General features: G+C 63.8%; 28 protein-coding genes. 20 read left to right on the forward strand and 8 right to left on the reverse strand.

Annotated elements, in window-relative coordinates:
* The first annotated feature begins 4 nt into the window (after positions 1-4).
* A complete protein-coding gene (locus SAMIE_RS04995; protein WP_232037376.1) occupies positions 5-2,110 on the forward strand; it encodes an Atxe2 family lasso peptide isopeptidase in 2,106 nt (701 codons plus the stop codon).
* On the opposite strand, the gene SAMIE_RS05000 is transcribed toward SAMIE_RS04995, so the two are convergent.
* The 7 genes from SAMIE_RS05000 to SAMIE_RS05030 all read right to left on the reverse strand — a co-directional run bounded on the left by SAMIE_RS05000 (position 2,107) and on the right by SAMIE_RS05030 (position 7,770).
* Positions 2,107-3,858 (reverse strand): asparagine synthase-related protein, encoded by a 1,752-nt coding sequence (locus SAMIE_RS05000; protein ID WP_066702205.1) that lies wholly within the window; start codon positions 3,856-3,858, stop codon positions 2,107-2,109. The two genes, SAMIE_RS04995 and SAMIE_RS05000, sit on opposite strands and share 4 nt — an antisense overlap.
* Positions 3,858-4,514: a lasso peptide biosynthesis B2 protein gene (locus SAMIE_RS05005; RefSeq protein WP_025549571.1), complete on the reverse strand. Its 657-nt coding sequence runs from the start codon at positions 4,512-4,514 to the stop codon at positions 3,858-3,860. The genes SAMIE_RS05000 and SAMIE_RS05005 overlap by 1 nt, the downstream gene beginning before the upstream one ends.
* A gap of 52 nt (positions 4,515-4,566) precedes the next feature.
* On the reverse strand, positions 4,567-4,686 hold the full coding sequence (locus tag SAMIE_RS05010; protein ID WP_126516753.1) for a benenodin family lasso peptide: 120 nt from the start codon (positions 4,684-4,686) through the stop codon (positions 4,567-4,569).
* 165 nt (positions 4,687-4,851) lie between these two features.
* Positions 4,852-5,457 carry a GntR family transcriptional regulator gene (locus tag SAMIE_RS05015; RefSeq protein WP_083952578.1) on the reverse strand — a complete coding sequence of 202 codons (606 nt, stop codon included), beginning with the start codon at positions 5,455-5,457 and terminating at the stop codon, positions 4,852-4,854.
* 6 nt (positions 5,458-5,463) lie between these two features.
* Positions 5,464-6,330 carry a phytanoyl-CoA dioxygenase family protein gene (locus SAMIE_RS05020; protein ID WP_066702200.1) on the reverse strand — a complete coding sequence of 289 codons (867 nt, stop codon included), beginning with the start codon at positions 6,328-6,330 and terminating at the stop codon, positions 5,464-5,466.
* A gap of 16 nt (positions 6,331-6,346) precedes the next feature.
* Positions 6,347-6,946, reverse strand: coding sequence for an acyl-homoserine-lactone synthase (locus tag SAMIE_RS05025; RefSeq protein ID WP_066702196.1), 600 nt, complete (start codon positions 6,944-6,946; stop codon positions 6,347-6,349).
* Between the two features lie 56 nt (positions 6,947-7,002).
* On the reverse strand, positions 7,003-7,770 hold the full coding sequence (locus tag SAMIE_RS05030) for a LuxR family transcriptional regulator (protein ID WP_232037377.1): 768 nt from the start codon (positions 7,768-7,770) through the stop codon (positions 7,003-7,005).
* Between the two features lie 92 nt (positions 7,771-7,862).
* Between SAMIE_RS05030 and SAMIE_RS24095 the strand changes: the two genes are divergently transcribed.
* From SAMIE_RS24095 to SAMIE_RS05115, 19 genes are all read left to right on the forward strand, one after another.
* Positions 7,863-8,210 carry a transcriptional regulator domain-containing protein gene (locus SAMIE_RS24095; protein WP_066702193.1) on the forward strand — a complete coding sequence of 116 codons (348 nt, stop codon included), beginning with the start codon at positions 7,863-7,865 and terminating at the stop codon, positions 8,208-8,210.
* Complete coding sequence (locus SAMIE_RS05035) at positions 8,143-8,796, forward strand: DUF2285 domain-containing protein (protein ID WP_162849035.1); 654 nt, start codon at positions 8,143-8,145, stop codon at positions 8,794-8,796. Before SAMIE_RS24095 ends, SAMIE_RS05035 begins: the two co-directional genes overlap by 68 nt.
* A gap of 466 nt (positions 8,797-9,262) precedes the next feature.
* Positions 9,263-9,508, forward strand: a complete 246-nt coding sequence (locus tag SAMIE_RS23955) for an ArdC-like ssDNA-binding domain-containing protein (protein WP_233423692.1) — start codon at positions 9,263-9,265, stop codon at positions 9,506-9,508.
* Entirely contained in the window at positions 9,433-10,116 is a 684-nt protein-coding gene (locus SAMIE_RS23960) for an ArdC family protein (RefSeq protein ID WP_269472500.1), read from the forward strand. The genes SAMIE_RS23955 and SAMIE_RS23960 overlap by 76 nt, the downstream gene beginning before the upstream one ends.
* 153 nt (positions 10,117-10,269) lie before the next feature.
* A complete protein-coding gene (locus SAMIE_RS05045) occupies positions 10,270-11,661 on the forward strand; it encodes a tyrosine-type recombinase/integrase (protein WP_030538911.1) in 1,392 nt (463 codons plus the stop codon).
* Complete coding sequence (locus tag SAMIE_RS05050) at positions 11,658-13,445, forward strand: hypothetical protein (RefSeq protein ID WP_030538912.1); 1,788 nt, start codon at positions 11,658-11,660, stop codon at positions 13,443-13,445. Before SAMIE_RS05045 ends, SAMIE_RS05050 begins: the two co-directional genes overlap by 4 nt.
* Entirely contained in the window at positions 13,442-15,667 is a 2,226-nt protein-coding gene (locus SAMIE_RS05055; RefSeq protein WP_030538913.1) for a site-specific integrase, read from the forward strand. Before SAMIE_RS05050 ends, SAMIE_RS05055 begins: the two co-directional genes overlap by 4 nt.
* Positions 15,668-15,711: 44 nt before the next feature.
* Positions 15,712-16,614, forward strand: a complete 903-nt coding sequence (locus SAMIE_RS05060) for an ArdC family protein (protein WP_030538914.1) — start codon at positions 15,712-15,714, stop codon at positions 16,612-16,614.
* Positions 16,611-16,925 carry a zincin-like metallopeptidase domain-containing protein gene (locus SAMIE_RS05065; protein ID WP_126516754.1) on the forward strand — a complete coding sequence of 105 codons (315 nt, stop codon included), beginning with the start codon at positions 16,611-16,613 and terminating at the stop codon, positions 16,923-16,925. The genes SAMIE_RS05060 and SAMIE_RS05065 overlap by 4 nt, the downstream gene beginning before the upstream one ends.
* Positions 16,922-17,323 carry a DUF2958 domain-containing protein gene (locus SAMIE_RS05070; protein WP_066699794.1) on the forward strand — a complete coding sequence of 134 codons (402 nt, stop codon included), beginning with the start codon at positions 16,922-16,924 and terminating at the stop codon, positions 17,321-17,323. Before SAMIE_RS05065 ends, SAMIE_RS05070 begins: the two co-directional genes overlap by 4 nt.
* A gap of 116 nt (positions 17,324-17,439) precedes the next feature.
* On the forward strand, positions 17,440-19,314 hold the full coding sequence (locus SAMIE_RS05075) for a ParB/RepB/Spo0J family partition protein (protein ID WP_066699793.1): 1,875 nt from the start codon (positions 17,440-17,442) through the stop codon (positions 19,312-19,314).
* A 181-nt stretch (positions 19,315-19,495) separates the two neighbouring features.
* Positions 19,496-19,696, forward strand: coding sequence for a hypothetical protein (locus tag SAMIE_RS05080; RefSeq protein WP_126516755.1), 201 nt, complete (start codon positions 19,496-19,498; stop codon positions 19,694-19,696).
* Between the two features lie 124 nt (positions 19,697-19,820).
* Complete coding sequence (locus tag SAMIE_RS05085) at positions 19,821-20,063, forward strand: AbrB/MazE/SpoVT family DNA-binding domain-containing protein (protein WP_066699767.1); 243 nt, start codon at positions 19,821-19,823, stop codon at positions 20,061-20,063.
* Positions 20,063-20,398, forward strand: coding sequence for an endoribonuclease MazF (mazF, locus tag SAMIE_RS05090; protein ID WP_066699765.1), 336 nt, complete (start codon positions 20,063-20,065; stop codon positions 20,396-20,398). The genes SAMIE_RS05085 and mazF overlap by 1 nt, the downstream gene beginning before the upstream one ends.
* A gap of 839 nt (positions 20,399-21,237) precedes the next feature.
* A complete protein-coding gene (locus SAMIE_RS05095; RefSeq protein ID WP_066699763.1) occupies positions 21,238-21,558 on the forward strand; it encodes a DUF736 domain-containing protein in 321 nt (106 codons plus the stop codon).
* Between the two features lie 176 nt (positions 21,559-21,734).
* Entirely contained in the window at positions 21,735-21,992 is a 258-nt protein-coding gene (locus SAMIE_RS05100; RefSeq protein WP_066699761.1) for a helix-turn-helix domain-containing protein, read from the forward strand.
* The gene (locus tag SAMIE_RS05105; protein WP_066699759.1) at positions 21,989-22,561 is read left to right on the forward strand and encodes a S26 family signal peptidase; all 573 of its coding nucleotides are present in this window, start codon (positions 21,989-21,991) and stop codon (positions 22,559-22,561) included. The genes SAMIE_RS05100 and SAMIE_RS05105 overlap by 4 nt, the downstream gene beginning before the upstream one ends.
* Complete coding sequence (locus tag SAMIE_RS05110) at positions 22,549-23,199, forward strand: lytic transglycosylase domain-containing protein (protein WP_066699757.1); 651 nt, start codon at positions 22,549-22,551, stop codon at positions 23,197-23,199. The genes SAMIE_RS05105 and SAMIE_RS05110 overlap by 13 nt, the downstream gene beginning before the upstream one ends.
* 117 nt (positions 23,200-23,316) lie before the next feature.
* A complete protein-coding gene (locus SAMIE_RS05115; RefSeq protein WP_066699752.1) occupies positions 23,317-23,982 on the forward strand; it encodes a pentapeptide repeat-containing protein in 666 nt (221 codons plus the stop codon).
* 110 nt (positions 23,983-24,092) lie between these two features.
* Here SAMIE_RS05115 and SAMIE_RS23290 read toward each other — a convergent pair whose 3' ends face one another.
* Positions 24,093-24,431, reverse strand: coding sequence for a hypothetical protein (locus tag SAMIE_RS23290; RefSeq protein WP_066699751.1), 339 nt, complete (start codon positions 24,429-24,431; stop codon positions 24,093-24,095).
* Positions 24,432-24,443 lie beyond the last annotated feature (12 nt).

Below are 24,443 nucleotides of genomic sequence, written 5' to 3' on the forward strand. Positions count from 1 at the left end.
CGTCATGGACAGGGCATCGACCGCGCTGCTGGCCGCGGGCGTTGGACTTCTCGCCTTGCCTTCCACGGCGACGGCGGATTGCAGCGACCTGCTGTCGGTCCCTGCGCCCATGACGAAGCAACGCGCCATCACGGCGCAGGACCTGCTCGGCGTGCGCGACATCGGGCGGGGCGATGGCGCCCTTCTTGGCAACAAGAGCCCGCTCGGACTTTCCCCGGACGGCAGACAGCTCGCCTTCATCCTGATCCGGGCGGAGGCATCGACCAATAGCTATTGCATCGGCCTTGCGGTGATGGATGTGAAGCCATCCGCGAAGCCGCGGCTTCTCGATCAGGGCGGAGAGTTTATTGGCGGGACCGGCGATTATCGCGGGGTCATCCTGCCGACGGGATTTCCGATCCTGCTCGCGCCTTCCTGGTCGCCCGATGGCCGGTGGATCGCCTTCCTGCGGCGGGACAAGGGTGTCACCCAACTCTGGACAGTGCGTGCCGATGGCGGTCCCGCCCGGGCCGTCACCCATTCTCCCGTCGATGTGGAGCAATTTGCCTGGGGGCCTGATGGCAGGGCGCTCATCTATGCGAGCCGGACCGGACAGATGGCGGAGCGGACCGCATTGGCGCGCGAGGCCGTGACCGGCTTTCGTTATGATGATCGCTATGTGCCGATGATGGGCGACAAGCCCATGCCGCTCGCCACGACAGCCCTGTCCCTGTTTCGCGTTGATCCGGGCGGGGGAGAGGCCCGGCCCGGCGAAGAAGGTGACCGGGCGCTGCTGGGCCCCGATCCGATCGGCTATGCAATCCTTCCGCTTTCGGCGAGGGCCGATGATGGGCGCTTTGTCCAGACGGAGCATGTCACCGCCAATCCGGCCAGCCCATGGGCGCTGGCCATGTCCTCTGCGGCTGGCGTGAAAATCCCCTGTCCGGGTGAGGCCTGTCGCGGCAAGTTTGCCGGGCTTTGGTGGATGTCCCATGATGGCCCCTTGCTCTTCCTGCGCCGCGAGGGCTGGAATGACCGGTCGACGGCGCTCTATCGCTGGCGGCCTGGCTCCGGCCCGCCACGGAGAATATTTGTTACGAGCGATGTCATCAGCGGTTGTGAGCTCGCAGGTGGGAACCTTGTCTGCTTGCGCCAAAGCGCGAGCGTGCCGCCGCAGATCGTGCGGATCGATCCGGGAGACGGACGTACCGATCTGCTCTACGATCCCAATCCCGAATATCGATCCATCCGGTTCGGCAGGGTCGAGCGGCTGGAATGGCGGAACGACCTGGGCCTGGAAGTCGCCGGCGACCTCGTCCTGCCTCCCGATTATGATGGACGAGAGAGGCTGCCCATGATCGTGACGACCTATCGCAGCAATGGATTTCTGCGGGGCGCGACCGGCAATGAATATCCGATCCATCTGTTCACGGCAAAAGGCTTTGCCGTTCTCAGCCTGGACCGCCCGCCCCATGTCGGGGCGATCAACCCGCTCAACAAGGACTGGCAGAAGTTGCTGGCCGAGAATGACCGGGATTGGGGGGAGAGGCGCAGCATGCAATCTTCGGTCATGACCGGGGTGCAGCGCGTCATCGACATGGGAATTGCCGATCCGGATCGCATCGGCATCACCGGTTTGAGCGATGGATCGAGCACGGTCGGCTTTGCCCTCATCAACAGCCGCCGCTTTGCCGCCGCCGCGATTAGCACCTGCTGTCTTGAACCCTGGACCGTGAACGCCACCATCGGCCCGGCCTTTGCTCGGAAGATGCGGTCGCAGGGTTTCCCGCCCGCCACCTCCGACGATTGGGACTATTGGGAGCCCGGTTCGATGATCCGCAATGCCGCGTCGATCGATACGCCATTGCTCATGCAGCTGGCGGATCGGGAATATCTGACGGCGATCGACGTCTTCGCTGCCTTGCGCGAACAGGGCAAGCCGGTCGACATGTACGTCTTCCCCGATGAATTTCATAATAAATGGCAGCCGCTGCACCGGCTGGCGATCTACAAACGCAATGTCGACTGGTTCCTCTACTGGCTTCAGGGCAAGAAAGATCCCGATCCGCGCAAGGCGGAGCAATATGCGATCTGGGACAGGCTGCGCCTAAAACAGCCCTTTCCTCCCTAATCCTGCGTCTGCCCCGCCACCCATGCCTCGACGTCCGCAAGATGCATGATGCGGTGATAGGCCGTGCCCTGGACGTAACCCTCGCCGTCCAGGGCTTGTTCGAGCAGGGAAAGGTCAAGCAGTCCGGCTCGGCGCAGATTTCCGTCGAGCAGCATGGCGCGGATGACGGAGCGGTTCGCGGTGAAGATTTCCGCGATATGGCTGTCGGGCGTGCCCTTTGTCCTGCGGTCGACGATGGCTGCTGGCAAGCGGTCGCGAAAGGCATCCCGTGCCACGATCCGGTTCTGCCCTTGTCTGAACCACCACCAGCTCGGTATCCGCAGGCATGCTTCCACGACGGGTTGCGAAGCCAAAGGCGTCATATGGCGCACCGGGCTCCGGATATCATTGCCTTCCGCCCAGCCCTGGGCGGCGGTGATGAGCGCGATATGGGCGGCCGTCCCGGTTTCACCGCCGCGGGGCGGCTCCAGCCAGGGGTGGCGTGGTACAAGAGCTGTGTCGCCCATGACCTGCGGGGACAGAAATTGGGTCATAGGCCGCCAGCGATAGGCCGGCGACCGGCGGAACGCGCGTGACACTGCCCGGCCAAGCACCGTAATCGTGCTCACATCGGCCATGGCCGCGATCGACTTGGCGGTAGACCAGCCTTCACCCAGGCTCCGTCCGCGCAGGAAAGCGTCGGTCGCCGGCGCGATGGACCGCAAGGAAAAGAAGACATTGTCCCCACCGCCGCCATCGATGGTGAGATCGGCTCCGCTTGCCCCGACCGCCTCATGGAGCAGGCGGGAGGTGCCCTGCATGAAGCTGCGGGCGAGGGGATTGGGTTGATCCTGGGTATGGGAACGGCTGACGTCGACCATGCCAGCATCCCATTGCGCTTCGATGGTCGGCGCGCCCAGATGGGATGCGACCATCCGGGCATAATGGCGTTCATCGCCGATCGCGCCGCGGCTGGCGAGATTGAAACAGGTAAAGGGGCAGCCATGAGTGCCGAGCGCGGCGGCCAGCACGGAGGAGTCTATCCCGCCCGACAGCATGAGCAGGGCCCGCTTGGTCCCCATGATGCTGGCGCGGGTCGCCGTCGAGACCGCGCGCCGGATCATGCGCGCGGCCTCGTCCCGGTCGTCGATCCAGTGGCGCCGGCCGGCCCGATCCCATGGGCTCCATGTCCGCGTGACGCCCAGGCCTTTGGAGGTGAGATGGAGACGGGAGCCGCCCCGCAATTCCTGCACGCCTGTGAGACAGGTGGAGGGCGAGGGGATATCCTTGAGCGCCAGACGGCGCAATATGGCGGACCAGTCAACCCCTCGGGATCTCCATCCGCCAAGTGACAGCAGGGCCATGTCGGACGCAAGGATCAGCTGATCGCCCTGCATCGCATGGAAGCAGGGCAGGCGCCCGAAGGCAGAGCGCAGGACATGAAAGCCTCCCGCATGATCACGCAGGATCGCGACGAAATTGCCCCAATGGTCCTGGCTCAATCGCTGGAATCCCCACGGTTCGCCGTCGGCGGTGACATCCAATGACAGGGGGGCCGGATCGCTCTTGCCGGTCGCGAAGATCGACCCGATGACCATGCCGATATCATCGCCCAGATGCCGGACTTGTCCGCCGCTGCTTGCGACCAGCATATCGTCCCGGTCGATCATGACCGACAGCGCCTCGGCGCGAGAAATCGCGCTCCGGATCGGCGGCGCGATAGGACTGCGTTCCGGTTTCGGCGCGAATATGGCGACAAATCTCTCCATCAGATGATCCTGATCGGGCAGAAGGGACGGACCTGATCGGGATCATCGGCGACGACCATGCCGTCGACCTCGACCCAGCTATGGGCCTGGAAGGGGTTGAGCTTGACGCCCAGGACGAGATCCGGTCGGATGCCGAGCGCGATCAGCCATGACGCGAGCGACAGCGCGGTGGGGAGGCACTGGTCACGGGCAGAGACAATCATCGCGGCCCGGCGATAGGCCTGATCAATATGGGCAAGCCGGTCGGTCGGGGCCGTCCGTGGGGTCACGCCAAGCTTTCGCCGTTCGATCGAGCGGATGTTCCGCGAGAAGGGCAATTGTCTCAGTCTCGCGCGCCACCAGAACCGGCGGGTCAGGGCGCTTGCGAGATAGGCTGGTGACAGGCGCGGCTTCGCAATGGGCAGCCTGGCCTCGGATGCATGCGAGCGCGGGCAGGGGGCGGGCCTGATACCGACCGGCGACCGGATGATGATGCCCGCTTCCAGCAAGGCGTCGCACTGCCGGGCATCGATGTGGTTAGCGTCGATGAGGGATCTGAACGCTTGGTCCAGCGCTGGCCGCAGGCCGAAATAGCGATCGGCATGGAGATCGAGGAAAATGACCTGTCCCTCGGTCCGGCAGAAGCTCAGACCATCGCGCAGTGTATAGCCGCTCATTCTGTGTCTCGAACGGACGAGGCGCGCAGCCGCGAAGCTGCGCGCCATCGCTTCAGTCGTCGGAAAGGCCGAAATTATTTTCACCAAGCCCGACATCGCCGGTGATGCCGCCGGGCCCCTTGGTTTCCACGCTGACCGCGCCGAGTTCGATCACGTCATTGTCACGTTCCATGATATTCACTCCTTGGCTTTGCTGCGACTATTTGCAGCACCATGGAGCGTAGGAAGCGGACGGCCCTATCCGAAATTTATACGGATCCGATATCGCGAATATATGGAATGATCGGGAGGAATGGATATTGCTCTTCGACAAGTTCCAGGCGGAATGTCCCGCCTGTTATTCGTCTCGATAGATGCCGCGAAGCAGTTTTGCCGCGGCGCGCTGGCGGCGCAGATGATAGGTTGATGAGGTCCTGCGCAGCAGCCCGATGTCACCGGCGCGCGCGCTGTGCGCCAGCGCCTGCAATTCTTCCCCAGTGTCGCCCAGAATGTCTTCTTCGCCGATACGCGCGACATGAAGGCGGGCGTTGGTGCGTTCCATCGCTTCGCCATGTTCGCGATTGCTGGAGGCGCTCGCGATGCGGTGAAGGAGGTGCGCGGCCCGGTCCGCGCCCGATGAGGAATCCGGATCGAGTTCGATCGATCGCAGCAGGGAGGAGCGGACGTTGCGCAGGGCGAGCTGGATGATGTCGCCCGACCAGGCGTAGAGATCCTTGAGGCCCGGCTCGTTGATCAGCGGCACAAGGAAGCCCCCGCCGCTTCGCGCTTCGACGAGACCCTCGCCCGCCAGATGGCTGAGCGCCTCCCGGATCGGTGTCGTGCTCGATGCCAGGATTGCGGAAAGCTCCGCAGGATCGAGACGAGATCCGGGACGATAGCCCCGTTCCATGATGAGGCGTCTCAGGCTTTGCTGAACCCGCTCGGAGGTTGGACCGGCGTTCATCCTGATTCAGCTTTGCCGCGCCGCAAAGGCCGCCACCATGTCCTGCTGGTCCGGCCGCAGCGCATCGATGGCGGCCAGCGGGCGATCAGGCGCGCCAGTCAGCAGGACCGAGGGACACTGTCCCTCGAAATTGCCGAGATTGGGGCGGTGCTGGCGATAGCCGGCGAGCGCGGCCAGTTCAGGAGAAAATCGGCGTGCGACTGCGGGCGGATAGGCAAGCCAGGGATTTTCATAGGGTTTGAGCCATCCCAGACTATAGCCCGTGACGATCGCGCGCCGCACCGCAGCGGTCCGGTTTGCGCCGGCACCGTGCAGGGTGGAACCCAGCAGGATGAGGGCGGAGCCGGGCTCCATCCCGACCGCGATCGGATCGTCGATCGGATCGGGCAGGAGCGCCTGGGCGCCGTGGCTGCGCGGCCAGACCAGCGTCGCGCCATTATCGACGGTGAAGGGCGTCAATGGCCAGATGATATTGACGAGATATTCGATCTCTCCCTTGGGCGCTTGCCACATATCCTGGTCGCGATGGGGCACCTGCGCCGGCGCGCCGGGGTGGATGGCGATGGCCTGCCCGACATTGAGCTGGATGCAGTCGCACCAGGGGCTAAGAATCTGCCGGGCGATCCGGGTGATGAGCGGATGTCGCACCAGTGCTTCTGCATGGGGCGACCGCGTCAGCAGCCGTCCGAAGCGCTTGGTCGTCTCGCCATAAAATGGTCCCTGGCAGAAGGGAGTCTCCGCAAAAGAGGACGACAGGTCTGCGTCCAGCGCGGCGATGACGCTTTCGGGCAAGGCGTGCGGTAGGACGGACCAGCCCTGGTCGAACAATTGCTCGATCAGGCGCGACGCACTGGTGGGAAGGGGTTCGGTCATGATCGCGTCTCCCGTCTCACGCTGCCATCGGTGCCTGATCATAGATCCCGGCCTCAGCGAGCCGGTCGAGCGTGTCCGCGCTCATCTCTATCTCCAACGCGACGAGCAGCGAGCCCTCATGCCATTGCGGCGCGCCCAATGGCCGGCATTGCCAGCCAAAGGCCAGGATCTGCTGGAACCAGTTCATCTCGGCGATGGCGACATAGCGGCTGATGCGGTTCTCCAGCGCATGCTCCGCGATCGCGGTCACCAGGCGGTTGCGGACCACCCGCCGTTCGGCCGCCCGCAGGTTCCGGTCGAGGCAGAAGCGGGTGATCTCGAAAATGTCCCCGCCGCGCGGCGGTGGCGCGTCACATAATCTGGCGTAGAAGCTGTCGAGAATATGGGGGCGCTGGGTCGGCAGCAGCCTCGCCGAGGCGAGATGGGTGCCGTCGGGTTCGGACAGGATGATGTAGCGCGCATGTTCATCGTCAAACTGGTCGACCTCGAACCGGCCGTCGAGAACCGGAATCTGCCATTTGAGGAGATCGACGAAGACGGATTTGCGGGCCGCGAACATGGCGCGCAACACGGTGTCCGGCAGCGGCCGGAACGGTTCTTTTACAATATGCAACATGGATAAGCTCCCTTGGTCTTGGGCGATCAAGGGTCGGTTCGGAGGCTGAGTCGCCGCTATTCCCAGAAATGGGGATGGCTCCAGCCGCCAATGTCGCTGATCGTCAGGGTTCCGTCACCCAGCGTCCGGCCGACGAGCAATATCCGCTTGTTGACCTGGTAGCGTGCACAGGCTTCCTTGATATGGCTCGTCACGGTTTCCCTGCTGATGTCCAATATCTGGCTGGTCTCCCAGTCGCTCTTGCCTCGCGCCGCCCACTGCACGCAGTCGCGCTGCCGGTCGGTGATGAGCGGCGCGGTCATGGCCTGCCGGGGCATCGACCAGAGTCGCCGGGCGGCATCGAACGCATAATTGCCAAGCAGTTGCGCCAGGAGGAGCCTGTCCTCGCGCAGGGGGCGATCGCCCGCATTGGCGAAGGTGCAGGACCCTGGGGGCTGCCCGCCGATATTGGAGGGAATGGTAAAACCGTCGCCGATCCCCGCCTGCCTTCCGCGTGCGAGATGCCTGTGGTCGCCGCTCGTCAGTGGTATGAGCGTCGGCATCTGTGTCCAGCGAAACCCCCAGCTGGTCATATGGCAGGCCCTGTGGACGGGATCGGTGATGCCCAGCGCGTTCGCGGCATAGAAATCCGCCCAACGGTCGGGATAATTGTGGATGTGGATCACGCCGCTGCCTGCCGCGACCACATCGACATGCTGGGTCAGGGCAAAATATTGAAAGCCCAGCTGCGCTGCAATCACGCGCATGACGAACCCCATGTCGTCGCGCGTCCGAACCTGGTTGATGCATTGGAGGTAATGCATCGCTTCCTGATGCATGCTCATGCGCACGCGTCCCGGCCGCAGGCGGCATCTCAAGCTGCCGCGCGTCCTGCAGCCGGCCTTTCCTCATTGTTGTGGCCGACAGGCGGGGCCTCATGCCGCCGACCGGCAGGTTTTGTCATGAAACTGACATATCATGGTTTTTCCTGTCCGGGGACATATTTGCTGCCGTGCAGCAAAGATCGCCGACTTCAATCATTCAAAGCGGCCAAAGCGCCGCCGATTCGCCCGGAAAGCGAGCGGTGAGACGGAGCGCCGCGGGTCCTGCCGCCGAAAATTGGCAGGATCCGGCATGCTATGCCGGGCTGCGCGAAATCGATCGCGCGGGACTGATGTGGGAATGGCTGCGCCGCGATCCAGACTATGTCGCCTGGCATGCACAGGCGAGCCGCATCACCAGAGGTACCTTGGACCCGTCGCCATGGGGGCTTCACTTTCGCTGAACATCCCGACCTCCCGGCACCGGAGGCTCGGATCATCTGGCGTGCGGATATTGATCCTGCGACCCTGCCTGTCGTCATCGCCAACCATTCTGCGCCGGTGGAGGAAAGTATCGAGCTTGGGCAGCTGCTGCCGTGGCTGTGGATCGCGACCGATACCATGGGCCGGGAACATGCCGTGCTGAGCGATGGGCTTCGGCATCTGAGAATCGACATCATGGCAGGCAGCCTGACCCACGCCCGGGGCGCTGTGTTGCTGCATTATGAGATATGGGGCTCGCAAATGGCGGCCCGGCGCCTGAGAACGCTCGAGCGCTTTCTTGATCTGGTCAGGACTGGCCGGTTTCGCGCGCCGCTCTATCCCGCTGATCCCGTGATCGGGCGGGGATTGGCGCTGCTGCGCGTCCATGATGCGCGCGCGTCGGGGGCCAGCCACCGCGAAATCGGCAAAGCCTTGTTCGGGGCACTGGCAGTGGAAACGGGCTGGGAAGGCCGGACCGACCATGTGCGCCAGCGCGTGCGGCGCATGGTGAAATCCGCCCGCGCCATGGCGCAGGGCGGCTATCGGCTGCTGATGCGATCGAAATAGGAGAGCAGAGGATCGGCAGGGCATGCGCATGGTCGATGTCGACCATGGCGACAGGGCGAAAGATTGGGTGGGCTGTTTGAGACCATTGCCGGTGTCTGGCCGACAGGAGTGCGCATCGCGCTGCTTGCCTGCCTCGGGTCTCGGCCCCGCGGTGTGGTTGAAGCGGGGCACGTCTCACGGTTCACCTGGCGCCTGGGTCCGTCATGTCGGCCCCCTGATGGACGCGGCGCCGAGCGCCGCGGCGTGAGCGATGGTGGTCCATCCCTTGAGGCGGGGATGGGCTCGCTCGCCCTGCTAGGCCCGCGCGCACCTCCCGCAAATGGCGGCAGGCCGCCATTCCTCCGCTTCGCTTCGGCCCTGTCGGGTGCGCTCGGCGCTTGGCCGCGGGCCTTGCCGTGCTCCTTGCCGCCCACCCCCGCCCTGCGGGGGACCATTTTGGTTTTGGGGTGGTGCTTGGAGGCTAGGCATGACGTCCCATTCTTCATCCCGCGCCCTTGACCGGCGTCAGAACCATGCACGTTCAAAAGGCAGCCACGCAGGCGATTGGGCGCAAGGCGCGCGCGACAATGCGCCGCCCACTATCCATGAGCAGGTGACGGCCCGGATCATAGCCGAACTGGAGGCCGGGCGGCTGCCTTGGGTGCAGCCCTGGGGCAAGGCGGGCGAGGGCGCTGGCTGCGGTCCGGCCCTGCCCTGCCCCGCAATGCGCTGACCGGCCGAAATTATTCCGGCATCAATATCCTGCTGCTTTGGGGCGAGGTGATCGCCAAGGGCCATCCCAGCCAGAGCTGGCTGACCTTCCGGCAGGCGAGGCAGGCAGGCGGCGCCGTCCGCAAGGGCGAGCATGGCTGCATGGTCGTCTATGCCGACCGCTTCATTCCCGAAACCGAAAAGGCGCGGGCGCAGGACAGCGGGGAGGCGGCGCGGGCCATTCCCTTTCTCAAACGCTTCACGGTCTTCAATGTCGCGCAATGTGAAGGGCTGGAGAATAAAGTCCTGCCTGATCCCGCACCGCTGCCTGAGCGTGAAACCATTCCCATAGCCGAGGAGGTCATCGCGGCGAGCGGCGTCGATTTTCGCATGGGCGGGGACAAGGCCTATTATATGCCTTCGCTCGATATCGTGCAGGTGCCGCCGCAACTGGCCTTTTTCGAGCAGATTAATTTTTACCGGACCTGCCTGCATGAGCTGACCCACGCAACGGGACATGTCTCGCGCTTGGCCCGCGATCTTTCCCATGGCTTTGGGACAGCGGGCTATGCCCGCGAGGAACTGATCGCGTTATCTGGACAGTCTGCACCGTGCCTCACGCACACTTGAACGGTATGTTTTGGCGCAACGCAGGGGGGCATCAGGCCGGATGAAGCGCTATCCATAAGCTGGCGTAATCCGGCCTGATGACCACCGTCCCGCAGGCGCGCAACGTGTGCGATCTGGAGTTGGGAGGGGGTCTGGGGGAGGGACTGACAAGCTGTGGATACTTCAGGTGCGTCGATCGTCATTCAGGAGCGCCGGACGGCGGATGGCCTGGACTCCTACATCCCGGTAATCCTGCGTGATGGTGCGATCTATGATCTCCACCTTGAGCGCTACTTCCTCGATTTGCCGCTGAACGGTTCGCGTTCGCGACACTCGTTGCGCGCCCATGGCTATGATGTTCTGGTCTGGGTTCGCTTTCTCGCTTCGGCCCGTGGCAAGTCTGTTTGGCAAGCCGATGCCAATGATGTCGGTGCCTATCATCGTGCCCGGCGGCGCAGCGATGCTGAGTTCCGGATTTCGGCATCGACGTGGAACCGGGCGATTGCCTCGCTCGACAAGCTTTATCGATGGGCCGAACGGGAGGGTCTGATCGAGCGTACACCTTTTACGCATCGTCAGGTCTGGCGACGATCGCACGATGGGCGCCGGGCGGCAGTCACGGGCCGCAATGACGCCTATGAGCGCGCAGCCCGTCGTTCCGACGTCCGTTTCATCGATCTCACCGATTACCGCGCCTTCCGGGAAGTTGGTTTGCGCGGCCTGACCGTTGAAGGGACCGAGCGTCCTGGAGCGCGTGACCGCAATGGCGCGCGCAACGCGCTGTTCGCCGATCTGCTGGTCACCACCGGCCTGCGCCTGGAAGAGGCATCCCACTTGCTCGCAGCTGAGATTCCGGTTTGCGACGCCCGCTCGGAACGTCAGCGGCGGGTCGAGCTTCCGGCGGCACTTACCAAGGGTGACAGGGGGCGAAGCATGCTGCTACCGCGCCGTTTGTTGCCGGTGTTTGACGCCTACATCGCCGTTGAGCGAGCGGCGGCCGTCGCCAAGTTCGCACAGCGCCGTGGCTGGGAAGCCATCGACCGCCCGATCTTCATCCACAGCCCCTCATTCGGGCAGCGCGCATTGCCTCTCGTTGGCGGTGGCACGATGGACATGGAGGTCGTCACACCGGATGAACGCGCAAGGCTTGTTATTTGCGCTGACGATGGAACGCCGCGCGAAGCCGCGGTCCTCTGGCTGACCGAGGTGGGCCATCCTGTGTTGCCCAACTCGTGGGAAGCGATCTTCGCACGGGCAAGCCGCCGTTGCACGGACGCAGGCATCCCGGTCCGGCTTAGCCCCCATCAACTCCGGCATTCCTTTGCAGTCCACATGCTGGCCATGCTGATCCAGCGCCGCCTCGCCGACGCAGCGGCACCAGTGGGCGCCATGGAAGGTTATCGCCAGCTGGTCGGCGATCCGCTTCAACAGGTCCAGCGATTGCTTGGCCATTCGAGCCTCGCGACGACCTCTATTTATCTGGATCACCTCGCCACGCGTGCCGATACCGTCGATGCGGCAGTCGAAGAGCTGTTGGCACTCGTACCAGGCTATCTTCGATCATGAGCGCTGCTCCACGCAAAGGACGCAAGGTCAGCTTCGAGACCGAGGCGGCTGCGCCCCAAGCCGATCCATGGTCGCAGATCAGCACGCTGCGCTTCATGATTCATCCCTTATATGGCGGCGAGCTGCTCGTCGATTTCACGGGCTTGCGGCCGCGCGGCCTGGCGCTCGCTTTTGCCCGGAGCCTGTTCAAGCTGGCCGCACCGCGCGGCCCCATCATGGTACGTTCCTCCCTCAAGACATACGCCAACCAGCTGCCAAGCTTCTTTGCCTACCTGGCCGGGACAGGCGACCGGATCAACGGCCCTGCTGACCTTCGCGCCCATCACATCGATGGATTTGAGACATGGCTCAGCGCGCAGGGCAAGTCTCGCGTGCATGGACAAACCTATGTCGCCAAGGTCGTTTCCGTCCTACGTCGCATCGCGGACGACAGCCCTGAGCTTGTCGATTGCGGCTTGCGGGAACGACTGCGCTACGTCAGCTCACACGCACACGTTCGTTCCCGTCCACGCGATGCCTACAGTCCGTATGTAGCCCGCCAGCTGCGCGATGCGGCACGCGCGGATATTGCTGCGATCGAGGCCCGCTTGCGATCGGGGCCACAGATCGATGAGGTGGCGCAGATCGATGGCGCATATTGCAAAGCCCATGCTGCCATCGAGACATACGGTGTTCTGGGCTACCGTGATCCCACGTTTCAGAGCCTGTACAAGCTGCGCAAAAAGCGCGATCTCACCAGTGACAGGCTTAACCTGAGCCTCCACGCAGCCCACTATCTTACTGCCGACGATATCGTCCCGCTTCTTGTTCTGCTCTTACTCGAGACAGGGCTTGAGCTGGAGTGCTGCAAGTCGCTCACCCTCGATTGTCTGCGCAATGCCGCAGGTGGTACCGTCGATATCGCCTACACCAAGCTGCGGGCACACGGTGCCGAGCACAAGACAATCCGGGTGCGTGATCGCGGCTCATCCACCCCTGGCGGTCTGATCCGACGCATCATCGCCCTATCGTCCAAGGCCAGGGTCCATAACTTTAGCGATAACCTTTGGGTCTATTTTCAGCCGGGCGAGATCACCGCAGGTATTCGTCAACTGCGCTTGAAGGTCAGTGCCTGGACGCAGCGCCATTGTATTACCGATGATCAGGGTAAACCGCTCCATCTGTGTCTTTCGTATCTGCGCAAGACGCACAAGGCCTTGTGGTATCTGAAGACCGAAGGCCACATGGCCCGCTTCGCCGTAGGTCATACCGTCGATATCGCGGCACGGCACTACGCCGATATTCCCTCCCTCAGACCGCTGCACGAGCAAACCGTGGCAGATGCCCTCGAAGAGGCGCTCGCTGGTCCAATGATCCTGCCTCCTCAAGACGAGGACCGGCTGCGCGGCAAGTTGGCAAGCCCTGATCCCGATGATGGGGGCATTTCAACCGCACTGCTCGATGGCGAACAAGACGTCTGGCTTGCAAGCTGTGGCAACTTCTATTCCAGTCCCTTCGCATCCGTCGGCACGCCATGCCCAACACCGTTCTGGGCCTGCCTCGATTGCCGCAACGCGGTCATTACCGCGCGCAAGCTGCCTGCCATTCTCGCCTTTCTCTCCTTCGTCGACGCTCAGCGGATCGGCCTGAGTGCCGCTGATTGGACCGCCAAGTTTGGTCATGCCCATGATCGCATCGTTCAGCAGATCCTGCCTGCCTTCGCCGAAGGCGTCGTGGCAAGGGCCCGTGCGCAAGTCGCGAACGACCCTCCCACGGTCTATCTGCCGCCAGAGGCACGGGTATGACCGTTGTCCAGCTTCTGGCGGAGAGCGACGATGAGCGCGATGCCCTCCCTGTGCTTATGTCCGCGCCTTTGCGCCCCGGCTGCGATCGCGCGCATATTTCACGATACGGCGATCCGGTGTGGGATCTGGCTCCCGGCGTATTTCGCGACAACGCGCGGCGCTGCCATGTCACGGTACATTTCGGCGGTATTGAAGACCCATCTATTGCTGATGCCCTGCGCCAGATTCTCCATGCGCGGCTCAATGTCGATCTCCCCGGTCACCGTTCGCGGCTTGAGCCGGCCGGGGTGCGCGGCGAGGCCAACCGGACCTTGCGCTTTTTCGACTTCGTGAAGGCTCAGCTGGGGCGTTTCGATCTCGGCCGGGTCGATCAGGCTCTGGTCGATCGCTACGCCGGATCTTTGCGCCTTGCCGGGCTGCGCCCAGTTGTAGCGGCAGCGCTGCTGCGGATCGTCTTTGACCTGCACGAGTTGCAGCATCATCTGCCGACTGCGCACCTGTCCTTCGAACCGTGGCCGGGACGAAGTCCGTTTTCCGTGGCGGGCGCAAAGCATATTGCAGGGGAGAACCGGACGCCGCGCATTCCCGAATCGATCATGACGCCGCTGCTCTCCTGGTCGTTGCGCTACGTGACCTGCCACGCAGGCGATATCCTTGCCGCACGGGCGGAACTCGATCGCCTTGAAGCAACGCGCAACCGTCTGATTGCCGCTGGGGAAGGTCTGGATCCCGCTGTTCGTCGGTTACGGCAACGCGAACGCCTTCTCGACTATGTTGCATCCTTGCGGCAGCATGGGCGCGGCATTCCGATCTGGACCACGGCACATAACGGCGCAACGCGAACAGACCCGCAAACCGGCGCCGTCACGCCGCCGATCAACTACCACCTGATCCACCTCCATGCCGGTATCAACGCGCAGGCCGAACCTGCCATGCACCTTGGCCTCGCCACCGGTGCACCAGACCTCATCGCCGCTGCCATCGCAGAACTCGGCACCGAGATCGGCGGCATGGATACGCCCATTTCTGCCGATCCCGATACTGGCCTGCCTTGGCGCACCCGCTTCGATGCCAAGGTTTTGCCCCTCGAGGAAGTCATGCTGCAGTCCGCAGCCTATATCGTATGTGCCTTTCTCTCAGGCATGCGGGACAGCGAGATCCAAGCCATGAGGCAGGGATGCCTGTCTATTACCAAAGCCGAAGACGGTACGATCTTGCGGCATCGTATCAAGTCCACTGCTTACAAGGGCAAGCGCGGCGGCGGCGAGGAGACCGAGTGGGTTACCATCGCGCCAGTCGCTGAAGCCATCGATGTCCTCGAACGCCTTTCCGCGCGTGCAGGGCAAGCGCGCGGAACAACGACCCTGTGGCCAGTCCTCACGCTCCGGGCCAATACCAAGACGCACGTCTCTGCAGAGATAGTCCGGCAACTCAACCGGTTCCGCGATCACCTCAATGACCAATTCGGATCCGCGCAGGCACCCGTCATTCCTGCCGGACCCGACGGCCGACCATGGCGTCTGACAACGCGTCAGTTTCGCCGCACAATCGCCTGGCACATCGCCAACCGGCCCTTCGGAACAATTGCCGGCATGATCCAGTACAAGCATGCCAGCGTTGCGGCTTTCGAAGGCTATGCTGGCAGCAGCCGGTCCGGATTTCGGGGAGAGATCGAAGCCCAGCGTGCGCTCGGGCAGATCGACGATATCCTTGTCTACTTCGACGAGCGGCAAAGTGGCGCACGCCTTGGCGGACCTGCCGCGAACAGGGTCGGAGTTGTGCTTGATACTGCCGCCCACGAGTTGGCGCCGCTACCTGCCATGATTGCCGACCGTCCACGTCTGCGCACCATGCTGGGCAGTCTCGCGCGGACATTGCATGTCGGCCCGCTGGCCGATTGCTTCTTTGATCCGGCAACTGCCCTGTGCCTGAACCGGAGTTCGGAGCCAGGCGCAAGCGGGCCAATGATCTCCATGTGCGAACCGGTCCGCTGCCCCAATGCCTGCATCGCCGAACGGCATCGCCCGGCATGGCAGCGCGGTGCTGATGAGGCACGGTTGTTGTTGCGCGAGAAGCGGCTTCCAGAGCCGCAGCGGGTGACGCTTCAGGCCGAGGTGGCCAGAATCCAGCGTGTTCTTGAACAGATCGCACCGGGTACCGCCACACCGCATAACGGTATGGCGGGAGAGGAAGAGGAGGCGGGTTTGCGGGTGACGGATTGAAGGAGCGGAAGACAGTTTCCCTCCGCCCGTCGTGGAGACCTGCCATGTCCCGATCCTACCCTGCTACGCCGCGAGCCGACGTCTATTCGCGCATTACTACCGAGATTGTATGTGCCATCGAAGCCGGTGCCGGCGATTGGCGTATGCCCTGGCACCATGATGGCGCTGCCACCACCAGGCCGCAGAACGTCACCTCCCGCCGCCGCTATCGCGGCGTCAACGTGCTCGCGCTCTGGATCGCAGCCGAAGCGGCTGCCTATTCCAGCGGTCTTTGGGGGACCTATCGCCAGTGGGCATCGCTTGGCGCACAGGTCCGCAAAGGTGAACGCGGAACGACGGTTGTGTTCTGGAAACAGGCCGCATCGCGCACCGATGATGATCATGACGATGGCGAAGCCGGACCCGGCCGCATGTTCGCGCGGGCCTTCACCGTGTTCAACCTCGCCCAGGTCGAGGGCTATGAACCCTCACCTGTCGCAGTTCTACCCGAGGGCGAGCGGTTCGGGCACGCCGAAGCTTTCGTCGCGGCCCTCAAGATCCCGGTCACCGAGGGCGCCTACGATGCGCACTACCGGATCGACCTCGATCACATCTTCATGCCGACCTTTGCCTCGTTTCGGGATGCATCAGCACAGATGGGCACGCTTTTGCATGAGGCGGCCCACGCCACAGGGGCAAAGCACCGGCTCGACCGCAACTTTGCCGAACGTTTCAAGCGCGACAGCTTGGCGATCGAGGAAATTTGCGCTGAACTGACCGCATCGTTCGTGCTCGCCGACCTCGGGATCGCTCACCATCCGCGGGCCGATCATGCCGCCTACGTAGCATCGTGGTTGCGCGCACTCAAAGACGACCCTCGTGCCATCTTCACCGCCGCCAGCAAGGCGCAGGCGGCCGCCGACTGGATGCACGCCCAGCAGCCCCAGCCTGAGGAGATGGCCGCATGATCCGCGCCCCGAAAATTTGCGGTGGAAGTCACATTAGGGCTGGACTGTCAGGATATGTCGCGGAAATGGGATCGGCCTTCCTCTGCGCCTCGCTGGGGATCGTCCCGACCGTGCGGCATTCCGACTATATCGGCGCGTGGTTGGCTGTGCTTCGCGAGGACAGCAGGGCCATTTTCCGCGCGGCGCGCGCGGCCAGCCTTGCCGCCGACTGGCTGCTGGAGAAGCATCGCGCTGCCCGGCAGGGCGTGGGTGGAGAGGGCGCACCCGATCCAGCCATCGCCGCCACGACCATGGATGGGAGGGCGGCATGATCCTCCTTTCCTATGAACTGCGCGCCCGCTTGCGCGCACAGGCGCGGGCGAGCGCCGAAATCTTGGGCTTTGACCCTTGCCCACTCGCCAAAGTCTTCAATCCCTTGGGAGCCGCGACTTGGCTGGTCACCGAATTGGCGCGGGACGGCGACACATTGTTCGGCCTTGCCGATCTCGGCTTTGGCTGCCCGGAACTGGGATATTTTTCGCTGCGAGAGATCGGGACCATCCGCCTGCCCTTTGGCCTGCGGATCGAGCGCGACCTTGCCTTTACCTCGCTGCATCCGCTTTCGGTCTGGGCCGGCACGGCGCGCCGTGCCGGATCGATCCTTGCAGCCCAGTCCTTTCTCGCCCGCAGCCTCATGGCCCGGCCGACCGACGAGCTTCCGCCGCCTTGAGCGGCGGCAAGGCGCGGGCGGCCGCTTGCCGCCCATTCAAGGACAGGTCCTGTCATCTGCCGACCGCGACGGTCCGTTCGCGGCAGGGCCTGCCATTTGCGACAATGGAGTATCCCATGAAACTAGACTTTATTCCCCTCGACCGGCTCTGCATCAGCAAGGCCAATATGCGGTGGAGCAGGAAGGCCCCCGACATAAGCGACATAATGCCGACGGTGCGCAGGCGCGGCGTGATCCAGCCCATCATCGTGCGCCCGTGCCGATGTGAAGCCGACGAGCCAGCCAACGACGCCCCCATTTATGAGATTATTGCCGGAAGCCGCCGCTTTCATGCCGCGTGCGCCGCCTGGCAGGAAAAACGCGCGGCGGGCGAGGCCGATTCCGAATGCGCCGCGCTCCCCTGCGCCATTCTCGAGGCGGGTGATGATGCCGATGCAATCGAGGCTTCGTTGATCGAGAATGCCGCGCGCCGCGATCCTTCCGAAGTAGCGCAATGGGAGGCCTTCACCCGGCTGGTGAAGGAAGGGCGCGGCGTGGATTATATCGCCGCGACCTTCGGTCTTCCCGACATCGCCGTGCGGCGCATCCTTGCTCTGGGCAATCTCCTGCCCCGCATCCGCCAGCTCTACGACCGGGAGGCCGTTGACCGCCCGACGGTGCGGCACCTCACCATGGCATCGAAAGGCCAGCAGCGCGCATGGCTTGCCCTGCTCGATGACGAGGATGGCTCTGCGCCCACCGGGCATCAGTTGAAGGCATGGCTTTTTGGCGGACAGTCCATTCCGGTCCGCCATGCCCTGTTCGACGCGCAGGCAAGCGGCCTTGCCATCGTCGCCGACCTTTTTGGCGATGACGCCTATTTTGCCGATGCCGCTCTCTTCTGGGATGCGCAACATGCCGCCATCGCCGCGCGCCGGGAGGCGTGGCTCGAGGCGGGCTGGAGCGATGTGGTGATCATACCCGTCAACGAGCATTTTTCGGTCTGGGAGTATGAGAAGGCGCCCAAGCGCAAGGGCGGGCGCGTCTATGTCGATCTGCGCTCCAATGGCGAGGCCGTCATCCATGAGGGCTATCTCAGCCGCAAGGAAGCCCGGCAGAAGGCGGCAAGGCAGGGCGAGGCAGGCCGGCCAAGGGTGGTTCGTCCCGAACTCACCTCCACCCTCAATATCTATGTCGATCTCCATCGCCATGTCGCCGTACGCGCAGCATTGCTTGACCGGCCCGGCATCGCGCTGCGGTTGATGCTGGCCCATGCGGTCGCAGGCTCATCGCTCTGGTCGATACGGCCTGAACCCCAGGCGGCGCGCCATGAGGATGTTGCACAGAGCCTCGCCGCGAGCCGGGGCGAGGCCCTGTTCAACGAGCGGCGGCGTGCGGTGCTGGCGCTCCTGTGCGCTGATCCCGATGATGCGCATCTTCTTGGCGGCCATGGTGCACCCGATCTTGTCACGCTGTTTCACCGCATGCTCGACCTTCCCGATGCCGCGCTCATGGACATTGTGGCGGTTGTCATGGGCGAAAGCCTCGCCAGCGGCAGCGCTGCCGTCGAGGCGCTCGGCCTCGTTCTGGGGCTCGACATGGGGCAATGGTGGGAGAGCGACGACGCCTTTCTTGCACTGCTGCGGGATCGCGAATTGCTGGGTGCCTTGCTGGCCGAGGTGGCGGGGGAAGCTGTCGCGGCGGCCAATGTGAAGGAAAAGGCCCGGACCCAGCGTCGGATATTGGGCGACCATCTGCGCGGGGAAAATGGGCGGCGGGCGCGCGCCGGATGGGTGCCGCGCTGGATGGCCTTTCCGCCGTCCGCCTATACCGCGCGCGGCGGCGTCGGATCGGTCAGCGTCCATGAAGCGGCCTGCGCGGCGGCGAGTGCGGCGGAGGACCGCGAGGATGATCCGGTGCCGCCGCAGGGCGGCGCGGCCCTGCCCGACCCCGATGGAGAGGAAAGGGATGCGCTGGGGCATCGCGCCGAGCAGGACCGGTTCGCGGCCTGACGGAGGCTCATATGGGGTGGACGGGATCGCGCGGCGATCCCGTCCATTGGGCCTGAGCGAGATACAGCATGAAAAAAAATGGGCCGCGCGCCCACGCCGTTCCGGCCTGGGCGCGCGGCCCATTTCTCCTTGCCTCTCCCCGCGCCGTCCCGCATGGGAACGGCGTGTCGTGGGGCAGATCATGAAGATATTGGACGAGGTAGCGCGTTTCGTCGCACGCCTTGCGCCCGAACCGGTATGCGACCCTTGCATCGCGCAGAAACTCTCGCTGGATGATGTGGCGCTTGCCAGCCATGAACTGGCCGGAAGCCATGGTTTTCAGCGCTCCAAGGGCGTTTGCAGGCTGCGTGATCAGAGCGGCATGGTGATCCGGCGTCACTGACCGGCATCAGGCCGCGCGCGCCATCTGGATACCCGGCTTCTTCCACTCGAAATGTAGATACATTTGTTGACACATTGCGTCATTCTGCTAGTGTATCATCAATGTCGATACAAGGGAGTGTCCGATGGGTATTCAGGTAAAGAAGTGGGGCAATAGCGCTGCAATCCGGATTCCCTCCGCCATCATGGCGGCTGCCGCGCTGAATGTCGGTCAGGAGGTCGAAGTTCGCCAGGAAGGTAGCCGGCTCATCATCGAGCCCGTCCTGAAGCCTGTCTACACGCTCGACGCGTTGCTTGCGGACATGAAGCCGGAGACGTTCCACGAGATTGTCGATTTTGGTCCCCCGGTCGGCAATGAAGTGCTTTGATGGCCAGTCGCTATATTCCGGACACTGGCGATATTGTGTGGCTGCAATTCGATCCCCAGGCCGGACATGAGCAAGCGGGGCATCGTCCTGCGCTCGTCCTCTCACCTGCGGCCTACAACAAGCTGCGGGGCATGATGATTTGCTGCCCGATGACGAGCCAGATCAAGGGCTATCCTTTCGAAGTGACCGTGTCCCAGGCACCGCCCAGCATCGTGCTGTCCGATCAGATCAAGAGCCTCGATTGGAAGGCGCGGGGAGCGAAGAAAAAGGGCTCCGTATCAACGGCCGTGATCGATGAGGTGCGCGCCAAGATAAGCGCACTTCTGGGTCTTTGAGCGATTTCCAGTCAGATGGCATCATCTGACGGTTGAGTAATCGCGGTCAATCAGGGAAATGGAGCGGCTTTCAAGGCCGAGGGCGATGGCAACTTGTCACTCCCATTTGCCGAAGGGCCGCACAATGTCGCATGCCCTTTCGCGGCCAACAGGACTAGCCGCATTGATGTCAGCCTTGTCGGCATATTTCCTCTCCCAAAAGTTGTGGACCGGCTGGAGTCGGAACCCTTGGATTTTCTGATAGCCACAGCGCAAACCTTGTGTGACGGGATGATGCACCCGTCGCTTTTTGACGGTCAGTCGTCGCGCGGGTGAAGCGCGGGCGCTACTGGTTGACGGGCGCCCGGCCGAGATTGGCATAGGGTCGAGCGAGAGTCCTCGATAGCGGAGCGCGGGCCGCGATGGCCATTGTGACCGGAATTCCTGACTGGCCAGCCGCCTCTGTCGCACCCGGCTGCCCTCTCCACGAAAGATATGAGCACATGCCATTCACGCATCCGGGGCCATTCGAAACGGACTGGGGCATGATGCAACGCGGCCTTCTTTCCTGGTTGTCGGACTGACGGGCCATGCATGCCATCGTTTCCCGATTGTGCTGCCGCGCGATCCATCCCGGCGCCTTGAAAAGCAGGCTTCTGGGCCGGGCCCACCCTCCCGCAACCGGCTCGGCTGCGCCTTATTTCCCCGCCCGTGACAGGGCTCCTCGCGGACCAAATAAGGCAGGCCGGCCGGTCCTTCGCTGACGCTTCGGCCTGCGGTGCGTGAGGCCTTTGCGGCCCGGCCCTCTTGGCCTGCTGTCGCCCGGAAATGGTTCGCGGGCACACGACAGGAGACAGAAAATGGCTGCAATCGGTTATGTCACCCGCAACGGAAATGGCTTCAAGGGCCAGCTTCGCACCCTCTCGATCCGCACCGATGTCGAGATCATCCCCAACAGCCGCAAGAATGGCAGCACCCAGCCCGACTATCGCGTCCTGGCGTCGGGCGTGGAGATCGGGGCGGGCTGGATCCGGATCAGTGAAACCTCCGGCAAGGACTATGTATCGCTCAGCCTTGCCGCCCCGGAATTCGGACCACGCCGACTCTACGCCAATCTGGGCCGGGCGGCCGGGCAGGATGATGAGGATGCCTTTGCCATCATCTGGAATCCGGCTGACTGATGGTCCGCCGCCGGCCCTGGCCGCTTCCCATGCGGCCGGGACCGGATGATCGCGACGGGGGTCGAAAAGGGCGCCCCCCATTTTCCGACCGTGCCGCGATGGGCCGGATCACCCCAGCATGGGCCGATCTGACCCACATGCTCCCTTCCGGGGCCGGGTCGCCAAGGAAAACAGCCATGGAAGATCATGCGAAGGAACGCCCCGGCGCCCAACCGCGGGACCTGGCCGAGCGCGCCCGGATCGCGCGGAATACCTGCCCTTATCTGACCGCCAAGCAGGCGGCCTTTCATCTGGGGATCGCCGCCAACACCCTGAAGCGCTTGCGCCATCAGGGGCGGGGGCCGCTTTGCCGCATGCATGGCGGAAGCTGGCGCTATCATGTCGATGATCTTGATGCGTGGTCGGCGGCCCGCAGGTCGGGAGAAGGCGCGTGAGTCGGCCTCGCGACCTTCCGCTTTTCGCCTGGGGCGAGGCGTTGCGCGCGGCACGCGCCAGGCGCCGCCGCCTACGGCGCCATGCTATCTGGATCGGGTTGGGGGCGCTTGCGCTGGGGGCGACCATCGCCTTCCCGCCGCCCCCGCGCCTGCTCTGGAATGCGACAGCGAGCGCCCCGGTCGGCTTCTATCTGGTGTCCCCCGGGGCAAGGCTTGCGCGCAGCGACATGGTGGTGGCGCGCGCGCCCTATCCGGCCCGCCTGCTTGCCGCGCGGCGGCATTATCTCCCCATGAACGTGCCACTGGTAAAGCGCGTTATCGGCGTTCCGGGCGACATCATCTGCGCGCGCGGCGAGAGGGTGACGCTGGACGGAAAGCTGATCGCGCGGCGTCTGCCGCACGACAATTTGGGTCGCGCCCTGCCCTGGTGGGAGGGTTGCGAGGGCCTGCTTCCCGGCCGCTTTTTCCTCCTCATGGACAGGGTTCCGGCATCTTTCGACGGCCGCTATTTCGGGCCGGTGGGAGAGGCCGACATCATCGGCAAGGCGAGCCCGCTATGGCTGGGCTGACGCGATGCCTGCGGTCGATCGCAACGGGGCTGATCCTTTGGGCAATGCCGCTGCGCGCTGACCCAGTTGCCGACTGGGCCGGGGAGATAGCCGAGGCGTCGGTCCGTTTCGGGATCGACCGGCTATGGGTCGAGGCGGTCATGCGCGCGGAGAGCGGCGGCCGCACGGTCTGGCAGGGCAGGCCCATCACCAGCTCCGCCGGGGCCATGGGCCTGATGCAGCTGATGCCCGGCACCTGGGCGGACATGCGAAGGCTTCATGGGCTCGGACAGAACCCGCATGATCCCCATGACAATGTCGTTGCGGGCACCGCCTATCTTGCCGCCATGAACCAGCGCTTCGGCTATCCCGGACTGTTCGGTGCCTATCATGCCGGTCCTGAGCGCTATCGGCAATTTCTCATCGAAGGCCGGCCGTTGCCGCCGGAAACGCGCGCTTATATGGCCAATATCACTGCATCGCTCGGGGCCGCTCGGACGCTGTCGCCGCTACGCCCACCCCAGCCAAACCCGCCGGCGACAAAGCCTCCGTTTCTGTTCATCTATCGTGCCGGGCCATCCGCAGCCGAGCCTGCCGACACGCCAACTGAGGGCATAGCGAAATCCGATCCGCTTTTCGCCGTACGCCGGGCCTATTGAGGATCGGCCTTGTGCTGTTGTTCAGCATTCCGGGGCAGGCCGCACCACAAGGCGGTTGTGGAATAGCGACCATTTCCGATTTAGGAGGGAGCGGTTGACGACCTTTCCTCCGAGCATATGCTGTGCGGCCGATCGCTGTCGCGTGACGATGTTCAGCAGCTCAGCCCCTCGACTTGCCGCCATCTTGTCGATTGCGACCTGGAAGAGGCCGACCTGTCCCGGCTCGACCTCAGCGGCTGGCACTTCGAGCGCTGCAACCTGCGGGATGCCAATCTGAGCGGTGCGAACCTGGATGGCGTGGTCTGGCATGGCTGTCGGGGCGCATTTGCCAATTTTACCGGCGCCACCCTTGCAGAATCCAGCTTCCGCGCCAGCGACTTCAACAATGCCAACTTTCGCCGAACCAAGCTTTATGCCGCTCGGTTCAGCGGCTGCAAACTGACTGGCGCGGACTTTACCGATGCTTCCGCCATGGAGATCGGGATCGAGGAAACGCTCCTCATCAATGCGCGATTGCCTGGATTTTCCTTTCGCAATGACAGGCTGCGGAAGGTCGATTTTTCCCAGGCCGATCTTCGAAAGTGCGATTTCCGGCAGGTGGTGTTCGAGGAGTGCAGCCTGCGCGATGCCAGCATGGCGGGATCGCGCTTCGACGGCGCGGACCTGCGCGGCGCGGATATTGGCGGCCTGCGGCTCGTCGATGCAAGCCTCTTCCGCGGCGCAACCATATCGCGTGCGCAGGCCGGAGAATTGCTGGGCGAACTCGGACTGAAGGTGCGCTAGCGCCAGGCAAAATTCGCGGGCTTGTCGCCCCGGGACAGACGCGTGGCCAGGCGAGGAAAGAGGAAAATCCGCTCAGGCTTTCCCATGATGCCGGGGCGGAACGGGCCGCCTCAAGGACGACGGGGCCCCACCATTTTCGTGGGGGACGCTGCGCTTTCCCCACGAAAAATCGTGACCCCCATCGCCGCTGGCGCGGCCGCTTCGCGGTCCTTGACCCGGCCCGTTCCACCGCGGGCGACGTCTTCATCTTTCGCAAGATGATGGAGGCTGGAATGTCGATTGAACAGCAAATCGAGGAACTGCGCGCTGAACTCAGCTGCTGTCGCGACCGTCGGGAAGCGCGGCAGATCGCGGCTGAATTGCAGGTTGCGCTGGACGAACGGGACCGTCTGGCAGAGGTGTACGAGGCAGCTCCTTGATGACGCCAGCCATGCCCGCAACAGTGCCATTGGGCGCTGTCC

The organism is Sphingobium amiense (assembly GCF_003967075.1).
Taxonomy (GTDB): Bacteria; Pseudomonadota; Alphaproteobacteria; order Sphingomonadales; family Sphingomonadaceae; genus Sphingobium; species Sphingobium amiense.

Excerpts from the sequence above, each read along its gene's own strand:
- SAMIE_RS04995 (WP_232037376.1), top strand. The coding sequence starts at position 5 with ATGGACAGGGCATCGACCGCGCTGCTGGCCGCGGGCGTTGGACTTCTC.
- SAMIE_RS05000 (WP_066702205.1), bottom strand. The coding sequence starts at position 3,858 with ATGGAGAGATTTGTCGCCATATTCGCGCCGAAACCGGAACGCAGTCCT.
- SAMIE_RS05005 (WP_025549571.1), bottom strand. The coding sequence starts at position 4,514 with ATGAGCGGCTATACACTGCGCGATGGTCTGAGCTTCTGCCGGACCGAG.
- SAMIE_RS05010 (WP_126516753.1), bottom strand. The coding sequence starts at position 4,686 with ATGGAACGTGACAATGACGTGATCGAACTCGGCGCGGTCAGCGTGGAA.
- SAMIE_RS05015 (WP_083952578.1), bottom strand. The coding sequence starts at position 5,457 with ATGAACGCCGGTCCAACCTCCGAGCGGGTTCAGCAAAGCCTGAGACGC.
- SAMIE_RS05020 (WP_066702200.1), bottom strand. The coding sequence starts at position 6,330 with ATGACCGAACCCCTTCCCACCAGTGCGTCGCGCCTGATCGAGCAATTG.
- SAMIE_RS05025 (WP_066702196.1), bottom strand. The coding sequence starts at position 6,946 with ATGTTGCATATTGTAAAAGAACCGTTCCGGCCGCTGCCGGACACCGTG.
- SAMIE_RS05030 (WP_232037377.1), bottom strand. The coding sequence starts at position 7,770 with ATGAGCATGCATCAGGAAGCGATGCATTACCTCCAATGCATCAACCAG.
- SAMIE_RS24095 (WP_066702193.1), top strand. The coding sequence starts at position 7,863 with ATGCCGCCGACCGGCAGGTTTTGTCATGAAACTGACATATCATGGTTT.
- SAMIE_RS05035 (WP_162849035.1), top strand. The coding sequence starts at position 8,143 with ATGCACAGGCGAGCCGCATCACCAGAGGTACCTTGGACCCGTCGCCAT.
- SAMIE_RS23955 (WP_233423692.1), top strand. The coding sequence starts at position 9,263 with ATGACGTCCCATTCTTCATCCCGCGCCCTTGACCGGCGTCAGAACCAT.
- SAMIE_RS05050 (WP_030538912.1), top strand. The coding sequence starts at position 11,658 with ATGAGCGCTGCTCCACGCAAAGGACGCAAGGTCAGCTTCGAGACCGAG.
- SAMIE_RS05055 (WP_030538913.1), top strand. The coding sequence starts at position 13,442 with ATGACCGTTGTCCAGCTTCTGGCGGAGAGCGACGATGAGCGCGATGCC.
- SAMIE_RS05060 (WP_030538914.1), top strand. The coding sequence starts at position 15,712 with ATGTCCCGATCCTACCCTGCTACGCCGCGAGCCGACGTCTATTCGCGC.
- SAMIE_RS05065 (WP_126516754.1), top strand. The coding sequence starts at position 16,611 with ATGATCCGCGCCCCGAAAATTTGCGGTGGAAGTCACATTAGGGCTGGA.
- SAMIE_RS05070 (WP_066699794.1), top strand. The coding sequence starts at position 16,922 with ATGATCCTCCTTTCCTATGAACTGCGCGCCCGCTTGCGCGCACAGGCG.
- SAMIE_RS05075 (WP_066699793.1), top strand. The coding sequence starts at position 17,440 with ATGAAACTAGACTTTATTCCCCTCGACCGGCTCTGCATCAGCAAGGCC.
- SAMIE_RS05080 (WP_126516755.1), top strand. The coding sequence starts at position 19,496 with ATGAAGATATTGGACGAGGTAGCGCGTTTCGTCGCACGCCTTGCGCCC.
- SAMIE_RS05085 (WP_066699767.1), top strand. The coding sequence starts at position 19,821 with ATGGGTATTCAGGTAAAGAAGTGGGGCAATAGCGCTGCAATCCGGATT.
- mazF (WP_066699765.1), top strand. The coding sequence starts at position 20,063 with ATGGCCAGTCGCTATATTCCGGACACTGGCGATATTGTGTGGCTGCAA.
- SAMIE_RS05095 (WP_066699763.1), top strand. The coding sequence starts at position 21,238 with ATGGCTGCAATCGGTTATGTCACCCGCAACGGAAATGGCTTCAAGGGC.
- SAMIE_RS05100 (WP_066699761.1), top strand. The coding sequence starts at position 21,735 with ATGGAAGATCATGCGAAGGAACGCCCCGGCGCCCAACCGCGGGACCTG.
- SAMIE_RS05110 (WP_066699757.1), top strand. The coding sequence starts at position 22,549 with ATGGCTGGGCTGACGCGATGCCTGCGGTCGATCGCAACGGGGCTGATC.
- SAMIE_RS05115 (WP_066699752.1), top strand. The coding sequence starts at position 23,317 with ATGCTGTGCGGCCGATCGCTGTCGCGTGACGATGTTCAGCAGCTCAGC.
- SAMIE_RS23290 (WP_066699751.1), bottom strand. The coding sequence starts at position 24,431 with ATGGCACTGTTGCGGGCATGGCTGGCGTCATCAAGGAGCTGCCTCGTA.